Origin of the sequence: Trinickia sp. NRRL B-1857, from assembly GCF_050470685.1 — a bacterium.
Taxonomy (GTDB): domain Bacteria; phylum Pseudomonadota; class Gammaproteobacteria; order Burkholderiales; family Burkholderiaceae; genus Trinickia.
Genome location: NZ_JBFLUK010000001.1, coordinates 4,361,834 through 4,378,037, shown reverse-complemented (window position 1 = coordinate 4,378,037; position 16,204 = coordinate 4,361,834). Strand labels below are relative to the sequence as shown.

Annotated in this window: 17 protein-coding genes; 9 read left to right on the top strand and 8 right to left on the bottom strand. The window is 61.9% G+C overall.

Annotated features, from left to right (window positions below):
* The first annotated feature begins 17 nt into the window (after nucleotides 1-17).
* Together AB1286_RS19500 and AB1286_RS19495 are read left to right on the top strand one after the other, a co-directional pair.
* A complete protein-coding gene (locus AB1286_RS19500) occupies nucleotides 18-536 on the top strand; it encodes a YfiR family protein (RefSeq protein WP_430364806.1) in 519 nt (172 codons plus the stop codon).
* Nucleotides 533-2,431 carry a putative bifunctional diguanylate cyclase/phosphodiesterase gene (locus AB1286_RS19495; RefSeq protein ID WP_430364805.1) on the top strand — a complete coding sequence of 633 codons (1,899 nt, stop codon included), beginning with the start codon at nucleotides 533-535 and terminating at the stop codon, nucleotides 2,429-2,431. Before AB1286_RS19500 ends, AB1286_RS19495 begins: the two co-directional genes overlap by 4 nt.
* A 6-nt stretch (nucleotides 2,432-2,437) precedes the next feature.
* On the opposite strand, the gene AB1286_RS19490 is transcribed toward AB1286_RS19495, so the two are convergent.
* On the bottom strand, nucleotides 2,438-3,766 hold the full coding sequence (locus AB1286_RS19490; RefSeq protein WP_430364804.1) for a hypothetical protein: 1,329 nt from the start codon (nucleotides 3,764-3,766) through the stop codon (nucleotides 2,438-2,440).
* Nucleotides 3,767-4,084: 318 nt separating this feature from the next.
* On the opposite strand from AB1286_RS19490, the gene AB1286_RS19485 reads away from it, so the two are divergent.
* Nucleotides 4,085-4,330, top strand: a complete 246-nt coding sequence (locus tag AB1286_RS19485; RefSeq protein WP_430364803.1) for a DUF3820 family protein — start codon at nucleotides 4,085-4,087, stop codon at nucleotides 4,328-4,330.
* A gap of 17 nt (nucleotides 4,331-4,347) precedes the next feature.
* On the opposite strand, the gene AB1286_RS19480 is transcribed toward AB1286_RS19485, so the two are convergent.
* Nucleotides 4,348-5,457 carry an aldose epimerase family protein gene (locus AB1286_RS19480; protein ID WP_430365127.1) on the bottom strand — a complete coding sequence of 370 codons (1,110 nt, stop codon included), beginning with the start codon at nucleotides 5,455-5,457 and terminating at the stop codon, nucleotides 4,348-4,350.
* Nucleotides 5,458-5,711: 254 nt separating this feature from the next.
* Here AB1286_RS19480 and AB1286_RS19475 point away from each other — a divergent pair, with 254 nt between their 5' ends.
* The 4 genes from AB1286_RS19475 (at nucleotide 5,712) to AB1286_RS19460 (ending at nucleotide 7,802) form a co-directional block, all read left to right on the top strand.
* Complete coding sequence (locus AB1286_RS19475) at nucleotides 5,712-6,026, top strand: DUF4258 domain-containing protein (protein ID WP_430364802.1); 315 nt, start codon at nucleotides 5,712-5,714, stop codon at nucleotides 6,024-6,026.
* A 13-nt stretch (nucleotides 6,027-6,039) separates the two neighbouring features.
* Nucleotides 6,040-6,474 carry a helix-turn-helix domain-containing protein gene (locus AB1286_RS19470; protein ID WP_430364801.1) on the top strand — a complete coding sequence of 145 codons (435 nt, stop codon included), beginning with the start codon at nucleotides 6,040-6,042 and terminating at the stop codon, nucleotides 6,472-6,474.
* A 283-nt stretch (nucleotides 6,475-6,757) separates the two neighbouring features.
* Nucleotides 6,758-7,267, top strand: a complete 510-nt coding sequence (locus AB1286_RS19465; RefSeq protein WP_430364800.1) for a ComEA family DNA-binding protein — start codon at nucleotides 6,758-6,760, stop codon at nucleotides 7,265-7,267.
* Nucleotides 7,268-7,352: 85 nt separating this feature from the next.
* Nucleotides 7,353-7,802, top strand: a complete 450-nt coding sequence (locus AB1286_RS19460) for a YidB family protein (RefSeq protein WP_430364799.1) — start codon at nucleotides 7,353-7,355, stop codon at nucleotides 7,800-7,802.
* A gap of 113 nt (nucleotides 7,803-7,915) precedes the next feature.
* On the opposite strand, the gene AB1286_RS19455 is transcribed toward AB1286_RS19460, so the two are convergent.
* The gene (locus AB1286_RS19455; RefSeq protein WP_430364798.1) at nucleotides 7,916-8,641 is read right to left on the bottom strand and encodes a ProQ/FinO family protein; all 726 of its coding nucleotides are present in this window, start codon (nucleotides 8,639-8,641) and stop codon (nucleotides 7,916-7,918) included.
* 222 nt (nucleotides 8,642-8,863) lie between these two features.
* Entirely contained in the window at nucleotides 8,864-9,523 is a 660-nt protein-coding gene (locus AB1286_RS19450) for an NADPH-dependent F420 reductase (protein ID WP_430364797.1), read from the bottom strand.
* A 182-nt stretch (nucleotides 9,524-9,705) separates the two neighbouring features.
* On the opposite strand from AB1286_RS19450, the gene AB1286_RS19445 reads away from it, so the two are divergent.
* Entirely contained in the window at nucleotides 9,706-10,671 is a 966-nt protein-coding gene (locus tag AB1286_RS19445) for a LysR family transcriptional regulator (RefSeq protein ID WP_430364796.1), read from the top strand.
* A 2-nt stretch (nucleotides 10,672-10,673) separates the two neighbouring features.
* On the opposite strand, the gene AB1286_RS19440 is transcribed toward AB1286_RS19445, so the two are convergent.
* Nucleotides 10,674-11,744, bottom strand: a complete 1,071-nt coding sequence (locus AB1286_RS19440; protein ID WP_430364795.1) for a LacI family DNA-binding transcriptional regulator — start codon at nucleotides 11,742-11,744, stop codon at nucleotides 10,674-10,676.
* Nucleotides 11,745-11,907: 163 nt separating this feature from the next.
* Here AB1286_RS19440 and AB1286_RS19435 point away from each other — a divergent pair, with 163 nt between their 5' ends.
* Nucleotides 11,908-13,194 carry an ABC transporter substrate-binding protein gene (locus AB1286_RS19435; protein WP_430364794.1) on the top strand — a complete coding sequence of 429 codons (1,287 nt, stop codon included), beginning with the start codon at nucleotides 11,908-11,910 and terminating at the stop codon, nucleotides 13,192-13,194.
* 51 nt (nucleotides 13,195-13,245) lie between these two features.
* Here AB1286_RS19435 and AB1286_RS19430 read toward each other — a convergent pair whose 3' ends face one another.
* The 3 genes from AB1286_RS19430 to AB1286_RS19420 are packed head-to-tail and all read right to left on the bottom strand — an operon-like array spanning nucleotide 13,246 to nucleotide 16,135.
* On the bottom strand, nucleotides 13,246-14,034 hold the full coding sequence (locus tag AB1286_RS19430) for an ATP-binding cassette domain-containing protein (protein WP_430364793.1): 789 nt from the start codon (nucleotides 14,032-14,034) through the stop codon (nucleotides 13,246-13,248).
* Nucleotides 14,034-15,032 carry an ABC transporter permease gene (locus AB1286_RS19425; protein WP_430364792.1) on the bottom strand — a complete coding sequence of 333 codons (999 nt, stop codon included), beginning with the start codon at nucleotides 15,030-15,032 and terminating at the stop codon, nucleotides 14,034-14,036. Before AB1286_RS19425 ends, AB1286_RS19430 begins: the two co-directional genes overlap by 1 nt.
* Nucleotides 15,029-16,135 (bottom strand): sugar ABC transporter substrate-binding protein, encoded by a 1,107-nt coding sequence (locus AB1286_RS19420; protein WP_430364791.1) that lies wholly within the window; start codon nucleotides 16,133-16,135, stop codon nucleotides 15,029-15,031. Before AB1286_RS19420 ends, AB1286_RS19425 begins: the two co-directional genes overlap by 4 nt.
* Nucleotides 16,136-16,204: the final 69 nt, after the last annotated feature.

The window sequence follows — 16,204 nt, the reverse complement described above, 5'->3', positions numbered from 1 at the left end:
TGCGAGCCGCGAGATCAGTGCTGAGTCGATGCGTGGTCCTCGTGCTGGCGGCATCCGCCTGCGCGCGAATAACGGCGCACGCGCAGGTCGATATCTATTCGTTGGAAGCCGCCTACATCTACAACTTCACCGAGTTCACGGAGTGGCCGAGCGCGCATACGGACGGCGCGTCACTCAACGTATGCGTCAACCCCCGCACCGCGCTCGGCGCGACACTGGCGAAGCTGAGCGGACGCGCCGTATCGGGCAAGACATGGGCCGTCAAGCCGATACCGGACGATGCGACGATCGCGACATGCAACGTGCTCATCGTCGAGGATGCGCCGGCGGGCAATGTCGCGAAAAGCGCATCCGCCCGCGATCTGCCGATTCTCGTCGTACGCCCCGCCGATGTCGACGCGGGTGATGCGCGCAACGTCGTCACGCTGTTTCGCGACGGCGACCGCCTTCGATTCGACATCGACAACACGGAGGCAGCGCGCCGCCACCTCGTATTGAGCTCGAAGCTGCTCCGTTTGGCAAGGAATGTGACATGAAGGAAAGCCCGGACCACACGCCCAGCCCGATCAAGGAAATGGCGCGCGTGAAGCTCGCCGGGTTCGGCGTCGCCCTATTGATCTCGGGCTTCGTCCTGCTCGCCTATCAAGCGTTTTCGTTGCGCTCCGCGTTGACGGCCGACGCGAACGTGCAAGCGGACATGATCGCCGACAACGTATCGGCGTCCGTCTTGTTCGACGACGTGCGTTCGGCGCAGGAAACGCTGCACTCGCTGCGCAAAGTACCCTACGTCGAAAGCGCGAGCATTTATACCGCCGCCGGCAAGCATTTCGCTTCCTATATCCGCCCGGGAGTGCCTGCACGCGAGCTCATCGAGGCGCAGCCGAAAAACGTCGAAAACGCCAACCGGCGCTTTTTGTTCGACGATGTCTTCGTCGCCTCGAGCATTACGCAAAACGGTAAGACGCTCGGTTCCGTCGTCGTCGTCGCGAGCACCGAGCAGATCACGGCCGAACTGGCGCACTTCGCCGTATTCATCCTTGCCGCCTCGCTGTGCGCGCTGTGGATCGCGTTCGTGATTACGTCGCGCATGAGCGCGCGTATCGCGCAGGCCGAAAAAAAGCTCGAGTACCTGGCCTCCACCGATCCGCTGACCGGTCTGCCGAATCGGCGCGCATTTTACGAAGCGCTGAACGAACGATTGGAGCGTGGCACGCAAGGATGCACGCGCGCCGCATTGATTCTCGTGGATCTAGACGACTTCAAGAACGTCAACGACACGCTTGGGCATGGCGCGGGCGATGAATTGCTCAAGCACGTCGCGGCGGCGCTGCGTCAAAGCGTGCGCGTGGCCGATCTCGTCAGCCGCATCGGCGGCGACGAATTCGCGGTGCTCGTCGCGATCGCGAAAGAAAAGGCGGAAGGCATTCGCACGGCCGAGCGCATCGCTCGCGCCTTGGCACGCCCATTCGATCTTCCGCGCGCAAGCATCGTGGCGAGCGCGAGCGTGGGCGTGAGCGTGTTTCCCGACGATGCGGCCGATGTCGCTGCGCTCGTGAGCAGCGCCGACATCGCGCTCTATGCCGCCAAAAGCACGGGCAAGAATGCGGCCGTCGAGTTTCATCCGAGCATGACGGTCGAGGCCCGGCGCCGCGCGCGGCTCGAAACGGAACTGCGCAAAGCGATCGAGACGGATGCGCTGACGCTCGCCTACCAGCCTCAATTCGATTGCCGCACGGGGCGCATGATCGGCGTGGAAGCACTGGCTCGCTGGATCCATCCCGTGGACGGCGAAATCTCGCCCATCGAATTCGTACCGGTGGCCGAGGACAGCGAACTGATCGTCGCACTGGGACAATGGGTCCTGCGCCGCGCGTGCCGGGATGCGGCGCGCTGGAATGCGGATTCGGAGGTCCAGATTTACGTGGCCGTCAACGTATCGGCACGTCAATTGCGTCAGGCGCAATACAGTGAAGATGTGAAGGCGGTGCTCGCCGAAAGTGGCCTTTCTCCGCACTTGCTCGAACTCGAGCTGACGGAGAGCCAACTGATGGCGAACATGACCGCCGGGGTCGAGGCGATGCGCCAATTGCGCGCGGCCGGTATCCGCTTGTCGCTCGACGATTTCGGCACGGGCTACTCCTCGCTGTCGTATTTGCAGTCGTTCCCGGTGAACAATCTCAAGATCGATCGCGCCTTCGTGAAGCCGTTGCCGCAGGCGGGGCAGCCGATCGTCACGGCCATCATCTCGATGGCGCACAGCTTCGGTATCGCCGTCGTCGCCGAGGGCGTGGAAGAGGCGGCACAACTCGCTTGGCTGACCGACGCGGGCTGCGACATCGTTCAGGGCTATCTAACGGGCCGACCGATGCCGTTCGAGCATATTGCCGAACTGCTGCGCACCGAATGCGAGGACTCCGAGCCTTTGGCCTAACGGCGGCTACAAATCGGCGTTCGACGCGGTAAACGCGCTAAACGCCGTATGGGTCGGCTCGATCGGCGCGAGATCGTTCATGGCGATCCCGAACGTTTGGTCGCCGCTGATCAAGTCGTAGTACATCACCGCCTGGATACCTTCCGTTTTGCGCGCCGCGTAAAAGCGCTGCATTTTTTGTTGTACATACGTTGCCCGGAATTGCTCGGTCGCCTCGGGCGCCGCGTTCCACTCGGTAATCATGAACGGTACGCCGTAGCGGGCCTTGCAGTACGCGGGCAGATTGAATCCGGGACCTGCGCCGTCGATGCCGATCTCGAAGATGTCGCCGTAGGGCTGGTAATTGTGCCAAGTCGTGATGTCCCAGCGCATCTTTCGATAGCCGCCCGAGCCGTCCGGTTGCTCGCCGTCCCAAAGCAAATCGGAAGCGCCGATGTCTGCAACCGTGAAATTGACACCGCATTTCGCGTTGGGCTGCACGGACTTCACGCCGTCGATCATGCCTTGAATCGCACCGCGCAAGATTGGCCAATTCGCGTTGTTGAAATCGTGGGGCCCCGTGCCCGCGCTAGTCGAATTGAGGATGATCGCCCTGTCGCGCGTGAGTTCGTTCCCGCATTCGTACATCGTGATGCCGAGCGGCCCGAGGGCGCGCGCGACATTGGCGGCACCCGACCGATTCGCGAAATAAGCGGCCGCCTCGCTGGGATACAAATTGCCGTTGCCGTCGCGCAAACCGAAATTCAACAGCGGCAGCAACGTAAAGCCTACGGAGCGGAATGCGTTGGCCAATCCGATCAATGCATTCACTTGCTTTGCCGAACCGTCGCAGCCGACGCGATAGCTCGTGCAGCCGAGCGCTTGCAACGCCGCGATAATTTGCTGCGGCGTAAAGGGATAGTCAAAGTGTCCGTTGATACCGTAGAACGCACCCGACGGTACGGTCATCGGCGTGCGCGGATCGGAGCACGGCAGCCAACGGTTGGCCCACGTCATCACGTAGAACTGACCGCCGGTGCCGCGCTGATAGATCATGCCGCCGTACCAAAGCAACAAGTCGACGTTGTACGAGTCTTTATCTTTTACGCCGTTCTTGTAAATGAAGCCGTTGTTGACGGTCCACACGTTTAAGAGCCGATCGACGATCGCTTGTGCGGAAGGAATGACCGTACCGTCGACGGAAGTCGTCGGCACGGCAGCCTTTACCGGGGTTGCGCCGATAACATTGCTCGCGGCGATAATTGCGCCTGCTTCCAAGGCACCTAATGCAACTAATGCGTGACCGCCGGCTAAGGCGGACACCTGGCCCAGGAATCGACGTCTCTTCGTCTTCACGTAATGCCTCCATGATCGAGTAGCGAATGAGTAGGTATGACCCTTGCGGGGTCGGCCACTCTGACCATGAAGTGCCCCAAAGAGTTCGGCACGGTACGTCTATTTCCTCGGCAAATCGCTATTTTCATCGCGCTCGCCGCGCGCGCGTGCTCACGCTCTGCGCATCGTGAAACGCTGATACGTCCCTACGTTTTGTATCGTGGTGCGCCGAACGCGTATGATGCATCGCTCGTCGTGCTTCTCTGCCCATTCGCCCATCGACATATCGGCATATCGGCATGAGGTCCGTCGACGGCCTACTTCGCTTTTCACGTTTATATGAATGCGCGCGATCTCGAACGCCTCGTGACCCTTGCCATGCCGTTCGGCAAATACAAGGGCAGGCTCGTTGCCGATTTGCCCGGCCACTACCTCAATTGGTTCGCTAGAGAGGGTTTTCCGCCCGGCGAGATCGGTCGTCTGCTCGCGCTCATGCAAGAACTCGATCACAACGGGTTGCGGCCGCTACTCGATCCGCTCAGAGGACGCGCGGATGCCCGCGATGCAATGAAGTCGAAGCCGTAGGCGCCGACGCTCGGCGATCAACGCACGCCGAGCCTCCATATCGTCACTTCGTGCAGCGTTTGCCCGGGCTTGAGCTCGGTGGTGGGAAACGACGGCTCGTTCGGCGAGTCGGGAAAATGCTCGGCCTCAAGCGCAAATGCATCGCCCTGGCGATAAGCGTGTCCCGAGATGCCGGTCACGCTGCCGTCTAGGCCGTTCGCGGTATAAAACTGCAAGCCGGGCTGGGTCGTATAGACATCGAGCACGCGGCCCGACGCGGGATCGTACGCGCGGGCCGCGAACGCCGGCGCAACCTGTCCGCCGTTGTCCAACACCCAGTTCTGATCGTAGCCGTGCGCCCACAGTAACTGCTCGAATCCGTCGCGCAAATGAGCTCCCATCGGCGTGAGTGCGCGCAAATCCATCGGGGTACCTGAAACGTCGCTCACCGCGCCGGTTGGAATCGATGCCTTATTCGTCGGCGTATAACGCGACGCCGCGATTTCGATCAATTGCCGCTCGACGCTGCCGCTCGATTCGCCCGCCAGATTGAAGTAGCTGTGATTCGTTAGATTTGCGACGGTGTCTTTATCGGTCGTCGCGCGATAGTCGATGCGGATGGCATCGTCGTCCGTGAGCGTATAAGTCACATCCACCGTCAGCTTTCCCGGAAAGCCGTTTTCGCCGTCGGGGCTGACATAGCGCAATTGCACGCCGGCATTCGTCGCCTCGCTGAATGTGCGCACCGGCGTCCATACCTTCGAATCGAAACTGTCAGGCCCCGAGTGCAACGTGTTCGGACCGTCGTTGGTAGGGAGCCGATAGACGTTGCCGTCGAGCTTGAACCGCCCATTCGCGATGCGGTTCGCGTAGCGGCCGATTAGCGCACCGAAATGGATATTGCCGTTATAGCGTTCGTAGTCGGCCAGCGAGGCGAAGCCCAGAACGATATCGGCCTCACGGCCCTCCCGATCGGGCGCATCGAGTTCGGCGACGATCCCACCATAGGTGATGATCTTCAGCGTCACCCCGTGTGTGGTGGCGAGCGTGTACTGGCGTACCGCCTGCCCCGCCTTGGTGGTGCCGTAGCTCGACTCCGCGATGGACACCCGCGCTGCCCACGCATGCGCGCAGACGAGCGAGGTCATTGAAGCGGCCAGCGCGACGGCAGTACGGCGAAGCAAGCGAGATCCGTGAGACGTCTTTTTCATTATTCGATGCCAGTTGCTCGTCTTGCCGCCCTTCTTCGCTGCAAGGCAGCCGAAACGATCGTTGAAGTTGAGCAAGCGGGCAGCACGGACCATGCCGTCGAGAGATCAGCTCGAACGATCGGGACTGAGAATTTTCTGACGAAGACGCCACGGTCTTGCGTTTGCCAGTTAATACCATAATAATTATGGGTATGTCGGTACGAACTCTTGCGCTCAAGCTGAACGACGAAAATCTGAAACGCATGATCCGCGAGGCCGTGGCCGATTCCGCACGCGTCTTCTTTACGCCGCATGCCAGAAAACGCATGAAGCAGCGCAAGATCACGCCGACACAAGTCTACGATTGTCTGCGTAGCGGCACCATTTGCGAGTCGGCCCATGTCAACATTCACGGCCACTGGCAATGTACGTTGACTCGCCGGCAGGCAGGCGATGAAGTCACCGTGGCCGCTGCCGTCGAACGCGACGAAAACGGCCATTGGATAGCGGTCATCACGGTTTATTGAACTGAGGCACGCCATGTACCACTACACAGAAGTCGGGCTACAAAACGTGTGGCTGGCGAACGGCTATCACGTGCGCAAGACGTCCTACGGAAAATCGGTGTCGTTCGAAGATGCCGATGGACTGCATCGCGCCATTGGAAGAGCACTCGCGCGCAAAAGTTATCTCACGGGCGCCGAATTTCGCTTCCTTCGAAAGGAACTCGATCTTTCACAACACCGCGTCGCCGACATGTTGGGCACGTCCGAACAAACGGTCGCACTGTGGGAAAAGCGCGGCAAGATCCCTAAGACCGCCGATCGAATGTTCCGTGCGATCTACCTTGAGACGATCGACGGCAACGTGAAACTCAAGGAGTTGATCGAGCGCATCGCCGATCTTGACCGCAAGACCGACACGAAAATGATCTTCGAAGATACGGCACAAGGCTGGCTGCCTGCCGCCGCCTAAGTTTCGCATCGTCGCAGCCGACCGCTTTACCCCATCGCTTGCTGCGCGTGCGAACGAGCTTGCTTCATCGGATGGTTGTTAAATAGTGGTCAGCCTCCCCGCCCCGCCCAGTCGCTCATGCGCGCTGCGTGAGTTATCCCCACTTTCTGTTGGCAATGCTGTGGACAAGTTGCAGATTAACGGCGTAAGTTCTTGATTGCATTAAGAGGCAGACCCCGTGCACGCAATTGAGTGCACCGGTCTTTCCAGTTGCCGTCTTCTCTTTCGATCGGGAGTTACAGCCATGCTGAAAAAGCTTGTTTTGCTACTCGCCGCATTCGTCTTAACGATGTCGGTCGCGTTCGCCGCGTCCGTCGAAGTCAACACCGCAGATCAGGCGACCCTCGAAACGTTAAAGGGTATCGGCCCGGTGAAATCGAAGGCCATTGTCGACGAACGCACCAAGAACGGCCCGTTCAAGGACGCCGGCGACTTGGCTCGACGCGTAAAAGGCCTGGGGACGAAATCGGTTGCGACGCTCCAAGGCGAAGGCCTAACGATCGGCGGTAGCTCCGCGCCGCCGGCTAACGCAGGCGCTAAGCACGAAAAAGCGTCGGCCTCGGCGACTCCGGCGACGAGTCAACCACCGGCCAAGCACACGCAACCGGCACCGCAGGCCGCCGCGATGCAATCGTCGGCACCGGCAGCCGCAGCCGCAGCCTCAAGCGCGTCACCGCAAACGTCCAAAGCGAATAAGAAAAAGAAAGGTAAATCCCGGGCAGCTTCCGCCGCATCCGCCGCATCAGGTATGTGACGTCCGCCCGCCCACTTCGCGCCGCACGGCGCATCTCCCTGGCGTCCCGCTCTCGGGCTACGCCGGATTCAGCAGGAGCGTCATCATGGGTCTATTCGATGTAGTCGGTTCTCTGCTTGGCAATCAAAACGCCGGTGGACAGCAACAAAACGTGCTCGCCGCCGTCACCGAGTTCATCAACAATCAGCCGGACGGATTACAAGGGCTCATTCGACAATTCGAAACGCAAGGCGCCGGCGACGTCATCCAGTCATGGATCAGCCAAGGCGCGAACCAGCCGGTCTCGGCGGACACGGTCCAAAACGCCGTCGGCTCCGGTGCACTCGGGGAATTGGCGGGCAAGCTAGGAATGTCGCAGGAACAAGCGTCGAGTCTGCTTGCGAAGGTGCTGCCGCACGTCGTCGATCATGCGACGCCGAACGGCGAAGTGCCGCAAACGGGGCAGATCAATACGGCGAGCGTACTCGAATCGATCGGGAACGCCGGCGGCCTCGGTTCGCTCGTCGAGGGGTGGCTAGGCAAACAGGAAGGATAAGCGGCGGCGCGTACCGCTCAGCCGCGGGCGGGATCAGCCGGGCAGCGCGTCTGCCCGGCTCCGCTTTGCATCGGTCTGCGCTTTACTACGCGAATGCGGAAAGTACGCGATGCTCAATCCGGGGAGCCGTCGGCGCCCGGTTGCCCAACGCCGGATTCGACGGGCTTCGCCTCTTGGTGCTCCGCAGCTTCGCTACTATCCGTCGTCAGCTGAGCTTCGCTTGCTTCAACTTGGCTTGCTTGCGCTTCGCTCGCGTCGGCTTGGCTTGCGTCGGCTTGAGCGGCATTCGGCTTTGCCTGCGGCTTACGGCGCCCGCCCGGGCCGCCCTTGGCCTGGTTGCGTGCGAATGCAGCATCGCGCGCGGTCACCGTGCCTGCCGGTTCACCCGCCAAATCGACACGCGCCGCGCCATCGGTCAAGCAAGCCCAGTATCGGCTTCCTCGACACCACGTGCTCACCGCCTCGCGAATCTCGGCCTCGCTCAATTGCAAATCGCCCCCCTGCGCGATCAGATCCGCGAGGATGCCGACCTTCAACGGCACTTTCGGGGCCGGATTCTTCGGGAAAGCCGCGGGGAAACGCTTTTGCAGCTTTCCGATGACACGAACGACGGGATCGACCGGGGTCGTCTTCTCGTTCGCGCGCGGCTGAGCGCCGGAACGAGCCGGCCGTGCCGGGCGTTCCATTTTCCCAGCGGGCTTTCCGGCGGGCCTACCGCCCGGCTTCTGCGCCTGCTTCGCAGCGGGCGCCGGCTTGTCGGCCGTGCGTTCCTGCTGCTTTTTCAACTTCGCTTCCTTCGTCAGCTGCGCCTTGAGCGCCGCCAGTTGCTCGAAACCCATGCTCTGTCCTGTCACCGCAAACCTGAATCGGACGACAATAGTATCAGCGTCGACGCCTAGTTGCCGCACGTCCGGACATTTGCATACGAAGATTTCGAGCAAACGGGCGCAACGGCGAACCCATCTCGCATCGCTCGCGGCGCCGAACGTTGCGCGCAACGCATCCCGTATCGCGTCCCGTACGCACTCGAGCCGCGCAGCGCAAGCGTCCCGTAGACCCTGTCAAACGCCGTGCAGCGGGCCTTGCGCCGGATCGCCGCGCAAAACCGACATGCCGATTCGCGGTCCCCAATTGCGCGCATACGCAAGCGTAACGAGCAACATCGCGGCCGGTTCCGCGTATCGAGCGAGCGAAAGCGGTCCGGCATCGATCGGTTGCGCGTCGATCTCACGCACCAAGCGCGAGACGACCGTCCGCGCATTTTCGTCGTCGCCGCAGACGAATACGTCGGTACGCTTATCGCCGATCAGCATATTCGGCGAATGCAGCATTTGCGCGAACGGCGGAATCGCTTTCACCACGCTCGCCCACGGCGCGAGCTTCGCGACCTCTTCGCCGCCGGACGTCTCGGTCCCGATCGCCAAGCCGCTCAAATCGGGTTTGAGCGCATTCGTGCAATCCCAGAGAATGCGCTGAGGCGGCTCCGTGCCGACCTGTGAAAGCGCTTCCGGCACAACGCCCCAGGGGACCGCCAATACAACCACATCGGCAAACTCCACGGCCTCCGACACCGTGCCGACGCGAGCGCGCAAACCCGCCGCCGTAGAGGCCAACCTGTCCATGTCCAAACAAAAGCTCAGCATCACGGCATGCCCTTTGGCGATGAGCCGCCTCGCCACGCCGATTCCCACGTTTCCCGCCCCAATGATTCCGATTCTCATGCCCCCTCCTATTGATTGTGATCGAGTGCCGCGCAAACCCGTACGGCCGCCTCGATGCTCGACGATCGAATACGCATCGCGCAGGCCTACTCACCTAGCATGCGAGATGACCCATTCTGGGTATCGGAAGAGCCCAGGTCTATAATCGACGGTAGAAAAACAGTTATGAGCATAGGTATCAAATGAAACCGGAAGGCAACGCTTCCATCGATTTGCTCAAAGCCCTGCGCACGTTCGCGGCCACGGTCGAATCGACGAACTTCTCCACGGCCGGCCGCGAATTGGGCGTGACGCCAGGTGCCGTCAGCAAGCAAATCGGCATGCTCGAATCGTTCCTCGGCCGCCGGCTTTTTCAGCGAACGACGCGTAGGCTGTCAGTGACCGACGAAGGCCGTCGGCTCTATGCGATGGTGCGTGAACCTGCGCGGCAAATCGACGACGCGATCGCCTCACTGAGTTCCGACGAAACACAGCTGGCGGGTACGGTCAAAGTGTCGCTGCCGATGGCATTCAGCCGGAACGGCATCCTGCCTTTGTTGCGGGGATTCCAAGAACGCTACCCCGACATCGCGCTCGATTTACGTTTCGAAAACCGCGCGGTCGACTTGATCGCGGAAGGATACGATTGCGCCATCGGGCAGATGCACGATGCCGACTCGGGCCTCGTCGCACGAACGCTGTTGCCGCTTACGCTAGTGCTGTGCGCGGCGCCGGCGTACCTCGAGCGCGCGGGAGAACCCGAGTCCATCGAAGCACTCGCGAACCATCGACACATTGTCTTTCGATCGCCGCGTACGGGGCGTGTAGCCAGTTGGAAATTGCGTGCGCGAAGCAAGGAAATCGTCTTCGAGGCAAGCACGCGGCTGGCGGTCACCGACTCCGAGGCGGTCACCGAACTCGCGGTTGGCGGCTGCGGCATTGCGCTGCTCGGCGTGCATCACGCCGCGCCCCTCGTCGCCGCCGGAAAGTTGCGTGTGGTGCTGCCGCAATACACCGCGCAACGCAGTCCCATTTGCATCTACTACGCGGCTAGAAAACACTTGCCGCCGCGCGTGGCCGCGTTCGTCGAATACGTAGTGGACGAAGTCCGTCACGGCCCGCTCGTCAAAGCAAGCAAAGCGCTCTCGCCGCGGCGCGCGACACGCTAAGATCAAGCGCTCTCGCGCACGACGAGTTGGAAGCCCATATCCATGCGGCGTTGTTCGGGCGTATCGCCGTCTATGATTCGCAGCAGCATCCGCGCCGCTTCAAACCCAACTGCGTAACGCGGCGTCGCGACGGTCGTGATCGTCGGTGAAGCGACCGCGGCGAAAGGCAAATCGTTGAATCCGACGATCGCCAAATCGTGCGGCACCTCGATCCCCAAACGCTGGCATTCGAACAACGCCCCGAGCGCGAGGTCGTCGTTGCAGCAAAAGACGGCGTCGCAATCAGGCGCCTCGGTCAGCAGCGAGCGCAGCAACGTACAGCCCAAATCGACGCTCGATGGCGCCTTCGTCAGGACCTCGAGGCCGGCGTCGAGCCCGGCCTCGCGCAATGCGCGCCGGTAGCCTGCTCGCCGCTGCATCGTGCGTGGATCGAGCTGCGCGGCGATGAATCCGGGCCGCTTCGCGCCGCGGCTCGCCACGTGCGCTCCGATCACATGTCCGGCCTTGCGCTGAGAAAAACCGACCGACCACTCCCCCTGCGGCGCCAAGTCGTACATGTGCACGAGCGGCACCCCCGATGCCTTCAAGTGCTCGCGAACGGTCTTCGAATCGTCGATGCCCGCCACGAGAAAACCGTCGGGTGCGTGCGCGAGATAGGCCGACAGCAATTGCGCTTGCCGGGCCGGCGAGTAGCCTGTATTGCCGATCAGCAACTGATAGCCGGCGGCACCCACGCAGTCTTGCACGCCCGCGAGCGTTTCGACGAAGACGGCGTTCGATAACGAAGGCACCAAGACGCCGATCAGCTTCGAGCGCGCCGAAGCAAGCGTGCGCGCGGCCAAATTCGGGATGTAGCCGAGCTGGCGCACAGCCGCCTCGATCCGTTCGCGAGCAGCCGGCGAAACCAGCGACGGGTCGCGCAACGCCCGCGACACGGTCATGGTGCTGACCTGCGCGTCACGCGCGACGTCATCGAGCGTCGCGCGGCCGCTGGGCCTGCGGCGGCTGCCGCCGGCAGTCGGCCTTTTATCGCCGGGCACATCGGCCGGCTGAGTGCGTTTGATCGTCGTCATGACGAGAGTATCGCCGGTTTGCACGCGGGCCAAAACCTCGCGCCGCCCATGCAGGGTTCCTCCTAGTGTGGGCCCCGGAATGTTAGCGCTACCATCATTGGCCGGAAAAACCATCGATCAGATCAACCATATCCGCCGCCAGCCGGCGATGGGAGCACCCTCCATGCGTTCGACTCGTCATTTGCGCACCCGCACGCCGCGCCTCGTCGCCGTCTTGACCGCCTGCGCGGCCGCCGCGGCGACACTTGCGACCACCCAAACACACGCCGCATCGGTCGAGGTGCTCCATTACTGGACCTCGGGCGGCGAGGCCAAATCGGCCCAGCTGCTCAAACAGATGCTCGAGCAAAAAGGCGATACGTGGGTGGATTTCGCGGTGGCGGGCGGTGGAGGCGGCAATGCAATGACGGCGCTCAAGACGCGCGTGGTCGCGGGCAACCCTCCCGCCGCGGCTCAAATCAAAGGCCCCGCCATCAAGGAGTGGGCGGACCAGGACGTGTTGCTCTCGATCGACGACGTCGCAAAGGCGGGCAACTGGGACCATCTGCTACCGCCGGAAATCGCCAGCATCATGAAATACAAAGGCCAGTATGTGGGCGCGCCCGTCAACGTGCACCGCGTCAACTGGCTTTGGATCAATGCCGCCGCATTGAACAAAGTGGGCGCGCAGCCGCCCGCGACGTGGGACGATTTCTTCAAGGTAGGCGATGCGCTGAAGAAGGCCGGCATCACGCCGGTCGCGATCGGCGGACAGCCTTGGCAGGAAGCGGAGACGTTCGAGACGGTCGCACTCGGCGTGGGCGGCGCCGATTTCTATAAGAAAGCGTTCGTCGATCTCGATCAAGCGACGTTGAAAGGACCGACGATGGTCAAGGCACTCGAGACGTTCAAACGCATCAAGGCCTACACGGACGAAGGACAAGTCGGCCGCGACTGGAATATGGCAACCGCCATGGTCATCAACGGCCGGGCGGCCATGCAATTCATGGGCGACTGGGCCAAGGGCGAATTCACGGTCGCGGGCAAGGTGCCCGGCAAAGACTATTTGTGCGTAGCGGCGCCGGGCACGCAAAAAGACTTCACGTTCAATGTCGATAGCTTCGTCTTCTTCAAGGTGAAAACGCCCGGCGTGGAGAAAGGCCAAAAAGATATGGCGGGCCTACTCATGAGCCCCGCCTTCCAAGAAGCGTTCAACCTCAACAAGGGATCGATTCCGGTTCGCCAGGACTTGAGCTTGGCCAAGTTCGACGATTGCGCGAAGCGCTCGTCGGCCGACTTCAAATCGGCGGCGGCATCGGGCGGGCTCGTACCGTCGTGGGCGCACGATATGTTGGTTAGCCCGGCCGTGGAAGGCGCGTTTTACGACGTCATCGGCAACTACTGGGTCAGCAAGGACGAGACGGCCCAACAAGCGGCGGACAAGCTCGCCACAGCCGCAAAAACGAAGTGATCGCGGACGCCGCGCACGCGATGCGCGGCGCGATTACGATCAACAGCACGATCAAACGCGAGGACCGTTCGTGGCCTCGCGCATCGCGCGGTATTCGCGGCGCACGATGTCCATGAGCTCGGGCACCGAGGTGTTCGCGCTGCGCTGCTCGTACGTCACGCGCCCACGCTGCATCAGCATGATGCGATCGGCGATATCGAGCGTCTGCGCATAGTTGTGCATGATCATCACGATAGACAGCCCGCCCTTCTCTTTCAATCGCAAGATCAAATCGATGATGAGGCTCGCTTCACGCGCGCCCATCGCCGCGAGCGGTTCGTCGAGCAAGAGGATGCGCGCATTCGAGTTGACCGCACGGGCCACCGCGATCGCTTGGCGCTGGCCGCCCGAGAGCCGTTCGACCGGCATCGTCACCGACGGCACGTGCACGCCGATATCCTCGAGACATTGCGCCGCGCGCTCGCGCATCGCGCGATGATTGAGAAAGCGGATCGGCCCGGGGTAGACGATCTCCCGGTTCAAAAACATGTTGTGATAGATGCTCAGCGAATTGGCCAGCGCCAAGTCTTGATAGACGCATTCGATGCCGAGCGAGCGTGCATGATCGACCGAGCGCAGCAGCGTATGCTCGCCGCGAATCGACAATTCGCCGCTCGTTTGTTGATGAAAGCCCGTGAGGATTTTCATCAACGTGGATTTGCCCGCGCCGTTGTCGCCGAGAATGCCGAGGATTTCGCCGTCTGCGAGGTGCAGCGAGACGCCGTCGAGCGCCGTGACGGCGCCGAAGCGTTTGACGATGTTTTGCGCTCGCAGCGCGAGCGGCGCCTCGTTCGCGGCCATCAGGATCTCCCGCGCCGGCCGAGCCGCGCCACGTGAATATTGAAGATCATCGCGGCGAGAATCGCCGCGCCCAGGATAATGTTGAACGTAAAGGCGTTGATGCCGATCAGCGTGAAGCCGTCGTTCAGCATGCCGAGCACCGCCGCGCCGATCAGCCCGCCGACGATCGTGCCCGATCCGCCCGTGAGCGGCGTGCCGCCGATAACGGCGGCGGCCACCGCCAAGAACATGATTTGATTGCCGCCGGCCTGCGGATCGATCGACGTAATGCGCACGCCTTCGAGGATGCCGGTGAGGCCCGCCAACACCGCAGCCAAAATGAAATTGCCTAGCTTGAGCCGGTTCACATGAATGCCGGCCTCCGACGCACCGAGCGGATTCGCCCCGCTCGCCACCGTGTGCAAGCCCCAGCGCGTGTGCCTGAGCATCACATGCATCAGGAGCGCGATCGCGACGGCCCAACAAATCTCGCTATAGCCCCAGCCGCCCATGACGGCCGTAAAGAGCGGGCCGCCCGGCGTCGATACCGGCGTGCCGCGCGAGATCGTCAACGTGATCCCGTTGATGAGGAACAACGTGCCGAGCGTCGTAACGAAAGACGGTAATCGCAGAAATACGGTTACCGCGCCGTTTACGAAGCCGACGACGCCCGCTGCGACGAGACCGGCTACCACCGCGAGCCACATCGGCGCACCCGCGTCGTGTGCGAAGGCCATCATGAACGGCGCGAACGCGAACACCATGCCTGCCGACAAGTCGATTTCGCCCCCGATCATCAACATGATCTCGCCGAAGGCGATGATCGCGGCGGGTGCGACGAACTGCGACAAGTTTTGCAGGCTCGCGCTGGTCAGCAGAAAGTCGTGGTTGGCGGTTTCGAAGTACGCGCCCACCGCCACGGCGACGAGCAAGATGCGTAGCTCGGCCGACCATGCGAAACCGCCGAACCTCGCGCGCGGGCGCGAGGCAATGCCCGCGTGCTTCACGCTATCGCTCATGACTTGATCGGGCCCGAGCGCGGAACGATTTGCGCCTTCGTGCTCTTGCCTTCGTAACGCGTGGACGTTTTGAGGTACGGATCGACACTCGACTTCGTCACGAACTTCAGCCCGGTATTGATGTTCGCGGGCCCGACCAAGCCGCCCGACGACAAATAGATAAACGCTTGCATCGCGGTATAGAACCCTTGCACATAGGGCTGCTGATCGATCGTGAAGTCGAGGAAGCCCTCTTGAATCAACTGGATCGTGGTCGGCAACAAGTCGAACCCGCCGCCGTGCACGCCCTTCGCCGGCAGCTTCGACTCTTTCATCACTTGCGCGACGCCTTGCGTGCTTCCCGCATCGACGGCGAACATCCCCTTCAAGTCCTGGTGGCCCAGATAGAACGATTTGATCTTCGACAGCTCTTCGTTCACGGTCGCGCCCGTGGCGATCATCTGGGCATCGATTTTCTTGCCGGACTTTTTGATCGCATCCATCGCGCCGTCCAAGCGCGGCTGGATGTTGAGCTGGCCCGGCGTCGCGATGAACAGCGCGACGAGGCCGCTGTCGATCATGCTCGCAATACGCTCGCCCATTTGATAGCCGGACAGGTACAGGTCCTGGCCGATATACGCGAGCCGTGCGTTGGTGCTGCCGCGCGGCGCGTCGGCGTTATAGGAGAACACGGGAATGCCCGCGTCGAGCGCCTTTTCGATCGGCTTGTCGAATGCTTTCGGATCGACGATAGGCACCGCGATCGCGTCGGCTTTGGCTGCGATCGCCGCGTTCATCGCATTGACCATCTCGCCGACGTCGGCATTGGCCGAGCCGGTCCACTGATAGTCCATGTCGAACATGGCGCAGGCGTCTTGAATGCCGTATTGAGTCGGAACGAAAAACGGATTGGTCGTCACATGATTGACGAAGACGATCTTCCAGCGCTTATGCGACGGAAACGGCGCCTCGGCCGCTTGCGCCGGGGAGATCATGCCGCCCATCATCGCCAACGCCGCGCCTAGTCCGGCGCCTTGCAGCAACCCTCGCCGCGTTCGGCTCTCGACACCGTCGCCGGCCGGCTCTTGCAACGTTTCCCGCGCATCGTCTCGCTCGCTCGTCATCCCATCCTCCATCGTTTTCGTTGGCTGAATGTTGTTCGCGATACGGCGCAAACCGTTGCCGGCTAGCGC

Coding starts and splice junctions, on each gene's coding strand:
- AB1286_RS19495 (WP_430364805.1), top strand. CDS start 533: ATGAAGGAAAGCCCGGACCACACGCCCAGCCCGATCAAGGAAATGGCG.
- AB1286_RS19485 (WP_430364803.1), top strand. CDS start 4,085: ATGAATGCGCGCGATCTCGAACGCCTCGTGACCCTTGCCATGCCGTTC.
- AB1286_RS19480 (WP_430365127.1), bottom strand. CDS start 5,457: ATGACCTCGCTCGTCTGCGCGCATGCGTGGGCAGCGCGGGTGTCCATC.
- AB1286_RS19475 (WP_430364802.1), top strand. CDS start 5,712: ATGTCGGTACGAACTCTTGCGCTCAAGCTGAACGACGAAAATCTGAAA.
- AB1286_RS19470 (WP_430364801.1), top strand. CDS start 6,040: ATGTACCACTACACAGAAGTCGGGCTACAAAACGTGTGGCTGGCGAAC.
- AB1286_RS19465 (WP_430364800.1), top strand. CDS start 6,758: ATGCTGAAAAAGCTTGTTTTGCTACTCGCCGCATTCGTCTTAACGATG.
- AB1286_RS19460 (WP_430364799.1), top strand. CDS start 7,353: ATGGGTCTATTCGATGTAGTCGGTTCTCTGCTTGGCAATCAAAACGCC.
- AB1286_RS19455 (WP_430364798.1), bottom strand. CDS start 8,641: ATGGGTTTCGAGCAACTGGCGGCGCTCAAGGCGCAGCTGACGAAGGAA.
- AB1286_RS19450 (WP_430364797.1), bottom strand. CDS start 9,523: ATGAGAATCGGAATCATTGGGGCGGGAAACGTGGGAATCGGCGTGGCG.
- AB1286_RS19445 (WP_430364796.1), top strand. CDS start 9,706: ATGAAACCGGAAGGCAACGCTTCCATCGATTTGCTCAAAGCCCTGCGC.
- AB1286_RS19440 (WP_430364795.1), bottom strand. CDS start 11,744: ATGACGACGATCAAACGCACTCAGCCGGCCGATGTGCCCGGCGATAAA.
- AB1286_RS19435 (WP_430364794.1), top strand. CDS start 11,908: ATGCGTTCGACTCGTCATTTGCGCACCCGCACGCCGCGCCTCGTCGCC.
- AB1286_RS19430 (WP_430364793.1), bottom strand. CDS start 14,034: ATGGCCGCGAACGAGGCGCCGCTCGCGCTGCGAGCGCAAAACATCGTC.
- AB1286_RS19425 (WP_430364792.1), bottom strand. CDS start 15,032: ATGAGCGATAGCGTGAAGCACGCGGGCATTGCCTCGCGCCCGCGCGCG.
- AB1286_RS19420 (WP_430364791.1), bottom strand. CDS start 16,135: ATGACGAGCGAGCGAGACGATGCGCGGGAAACGTTGCAAGAGCCGGCC.